Origin of the sequence: Massilia sp. CT11-108, assembly GCF_047302915.1 — a bacterium.
GTDB lineage: Bacteria > Pseudomonadota > Gammaproteobacteria > Burkholderiales > Burkholderiaceae_D > Telluria > Telluria orientalis.
Map to the genome: position 1 here is coordinate 1 of NZ_JBKYMO010000550.1, position 3,424 is coordinate 3,424.

The following is a 3,424-nucleotide window of genomic DNA, read 5'->3' on the forward strand; positions in this document are numbered from 1 at the left end:
CGCGCGCAGAGCGCCGTGCCCGGCGTGCCGCTGGAGCGGCGCGTGAAGGCGGCCTTCCTGTACAAATTTCTCGGCTATACCGATTTTCCCGCGAGCGCGTTCGCCGACGCCACGGCGCCGCTGACGATCGGCGTGATCGGCGCCAACGACCTCGCCGTCGAGCTGGCGCGCGTGGTGGCCGGACGTACTGTCAACAACCGCATGATCGAAGTGCGCGAGCTGCGCGAAAGCGATGCGGCGGCCCGCGTGCACCTGCTGTTCGTGGGCGGGAGCGATCCGCAGCGGGTCGCGCGCATCGTCCACCAGGCGACCGGGGCGATGCTCGTCGTGACCGAATGCGACAACGGCCTGCAGGTCGGCAGTGTGATCAATTTCCGCATCGTGGACGAACGGGTCCGCTTCGACGTCGCGCTGGATGCGGCGGAACGCAATGGCATCAAACTCAGTTCGCGCCTGCTGACGGTAGCGAACCGGGTGCAGAAAGGAGCGCAGTGATGGTGGTGCGCGACGGCGGCACGGTCCGCGGCAAACTGATTTTGATGGCGGTATCGACGACGTTCGTCGCGTTACTGGCGGCTTCCGTCGCCATGTTGCTGTTCGACCTGCGCGCGTTCCAGCGCTACTGGACGGACGACCTGATGACGCAGGCCGACATCATGGCGCGCGTGACGGCCCCGGCCCTCACGTTCAACGACGAGGAGACGGCGCGCCAGAACCTGGCCGTCCTGCGCGTGCGCCCGCAGATCCTCGCCGCCGCGATCTACACGAGCGACGGCACGCGCTTCGCCACGTACGCGGCGGCCCCGAACCAGGCGATCCCGGCGCGCCCGGCCCCGTCCGGCTACCGCATCGAGGGCGGCGAAGTGGCGGTGTTCCGCAACATCGTGGAAAACGGCGAGATGGTCGGCACGGTCTACCTGCGCTCGCGCTACGGCCTCGTCGACCGCCTGTTCAGCTATGGCGCCATCCTGGGCGCCGTGATGCTGGGTGCGCTGCTGATCGCGGGCCTCGTCGCGTCGCGCCTGCAGGCCGCCATCACGCGGCCGCTCGCGGCCGTGACGAACGTCGCGCGCCAGGTGATGCAGCGGCGCGACTTCACCCTGCGCGTGCCGGGGAACGATAGCGGCGAAATCGGCGTGCTTGTCGCCGCCTTCAACGACATGCTGGCCGAGATCGGCCGCCGCTCGCACGCGCTGCAGGAAGCGAACGCGACCCTCGAACACGAGATGCAGGTGCGCGAGCGCGCGGAGGAAGCGCTGCGCCTCGCGGACCGCCGCAAGGATGAATTCCTCGCCACGCTGGCGCACGAGCTGAGGAACCCGCTGGCACCGATCCGCACGGGCCTCGACATCCTGCGCCTGCGCAGCGGCGACGCGCAGGCGACCCAGCGCGCGACCGACATCATGGAGCGCCAGCTGCGCCAGATGGTGCGCCTCGTCGACGACCTGCTGGACGTCTCGCGCATCAACACGGGTAAATTCACCATCAAGAGCGGCCGCGTGGAACTGAAAGCGGTCGTCAACGATGCGCTGGAGGTGGTGCGGCCGTACATCGAACTGCATGGCCACGAGCTGACGATCGACCTGCCGGACCGCCCTGTATTCCTGAACGGCGACGCGACGCGTCTCGCGCAAATCCTTTCGAACCTGTTGAATAATGCCGCCAAATACACGAACCGCGGCGGCCGCGTGGGCCTGAGGGCGACGGTGGATGACCGCACGCTGACGCTGGTCGTGTCCGACACGGGCATCGGCATCGCGCCGGACATGCTGGACACCGTATTCGAGATGTTCGTGCAGGTCGATTCGACGCTGGAGCGTTCGGTGGCCGGCCTGGGCGTGGGGCTGTCGCTGGCGCGCAAGCTGGTCGAGCTGCACGGCGGCTCCATCGAGGCGCACAGCGCGGGCCTCGGCCACGGCAGCCAGTTCGTCGTGCGGCTGCCGATCGTCGTCGAGCCGGAACTGCCCGCGAAGCCGACGCCAATGTCGTTCATCAGCGCCGAAACGTACCGCATCCTGCTCGCCGACGACAATGTCGACTTCGTCAACAGCATCGGCGCGCTGCTGACGGCGATGGGGCACAGCGTCGTCATCACGCACAATGGCGCGGATGCGCTGGCCGCGGCCAAGCGCTTCTGTCCGGATTACGCCTTCCTCGACATCGGCCTGCCGCAGATGTCCGGCTATGACCTGGCGCGCGGCATCCGCGACCTGTCGTGCTGCACGATGACCGTCATGGTCGCCGTCACGGGCTGGGGCCAGGAAAAGGACCGCCAACTGGCGTTCGAGGCCGGCTTCGACCACCACATGGTCAAGCCCGTGCGCTTCGAGCAGATCGAGGAAATCCTGGGGAACCGCAGCGTCATCAAGAAGCTGCGCACATAAAAAAAGCGGAAGCGCGTGCGCTTCCGCCCGACTCATGCGAAGGGGGCTATCAAGCCGGCTTGCCCTGCTTGCGGCGACGCGCCAGGAAGCCCAGGACGCCCAGGCCGGCCAGCATCATGCCGTAGGTTTCCGGTTCCGGCACCGGCGCAGCCAGGGACACCGCGCCGCCGAAGCTGGCGGCCTGGTCGGACACCAGGTTGCCGCTCACTTGCAGGTAGTAGTTGCCGGCAGACAGGTTGTCGCTCGAGATCGTCCAGACGTCGATGTCGCCGGACTGCAGCGATTTGCCCGACGAGATCAGCGCGTTGCCGGTGGCGTTGTACAGGGACACGCCAGTGATGTCGAGACCGGTGTCGGCGCTATGGCTCACCGACGAGATGATGGCGTCGAGGTTCCAGCCGGTGGTGCCTTCGACGGAGAAGGTGAAGCGGTCGGCAAAGGTATTGCCGTTGTTACCGGTTGCGAACGTGTCGCCGAAGAAGCCGGCGCCGTCGGTCAGGTCGAGGACCTGCGGGGTGTTGCCGACGGTGGCCGCCATGGCAGCGGTGGAAACGAACGACGCAGAAGCCAATACAACAGCAGCAATCAGTGATTTTTTCATTTCTTACCTCGCAAAGAAACAGCCGCGTCCTGCAGCTTGGTTTTCAAGAATCGGGGAACTTCATCGTATCAAATCATCGATAAAACGCACGAAAAATCACCGAAGTGTGCGCTTCTTCGTGGAAAGATGCTGAACATAAATAGTTTCCGCGAGGATGCGGTTTTCACCCGCTTTTCATAGAGGAGTTGGTGTGTCTGGCATCAGTCAACGGCGGAAATCAGCCAAATTGCATAGTATTTGTAGGTTCACTCCTACGTAAAGACGCGAGAAAATCCGCCGCTGAGTTTTTTCTGTTTGCAAACGGGCACTGGGCGCTCGTCAAAGTCGCGGGGGATACGGCTGGCAGGAGGGGGCGCGGCAATGAAAAAGGCCAGATCTTGCGATCTGGCCTTTCGTATAAGTTGGTGCGGCTGGCAGGAATCGAACCCACGACCCCTTG

At 64.9% G+C, this 3,424-nt stretch carries 3 protein-coding genes; 2 read left to right on the forward strand and 1 reads right to left on the reverse strand.

The annotated features are described in order from the left end of the window. Together ACEN88_RS27160 and ACEN88_RS27165 are read left to right on the forward strand one after the other, a co-directional pair. Nucleotides 1-495, forward strand: a 495-nt coding sequence (locus ACEN88_RS27160) for a YfiR family protein (protein WP_413344668.1), incomplete at its 5' end; no start/stop codon positions are given. After that, entirely contained in the window at nucleotides 495-2,384 is a 1,890-nt protein-coding gene (locus ACEN88_RS27165; protein WP_371765043.1) for an ATP-binding protein, read from the forward strand. The genes ACEN88_RS27160 and ACEN88_RS27165, both read left to right, overlap by 1 nt. Nucleotides 2,385-2,433: 49 nt before the next feature. On the opposite strand, the gene ACEN88_RS27170 is transcribed toward ACEN88_RS27165, so the two are convergent. After that, complete coding sequence (locus ACEN88_RS27170; RefSeq protein WP_413344670.1) at nucleotides 2,434-2,985, reverse strand: FxDxF family PEP-CTERM protein; 552 nt, start codon at nucleotides 2,983-2,985, stop codon at nucleotides 2,434-2,436. Nucleotides 2,986-3,424: the final 439 nt, after the last annotated feature.

Bases quoted from the DNA above. Each gene is read 5' to 3' on its own strand.
- ACEN88_RS27165 (WP_371765043.1), top strand. From the start codon at position 495: ATGGTGGTGCGCGACGGCGGCACGGTCCGCGGCAAACTGATTTTGATG.
- ACEN88_RS27170 (WP_413344670.1), bottom strand. From the start codon at position 2,985: ATGAAAAAATCACTGATTGCTGCTGTTGTATTGGCTTCTGCGTCGTTC.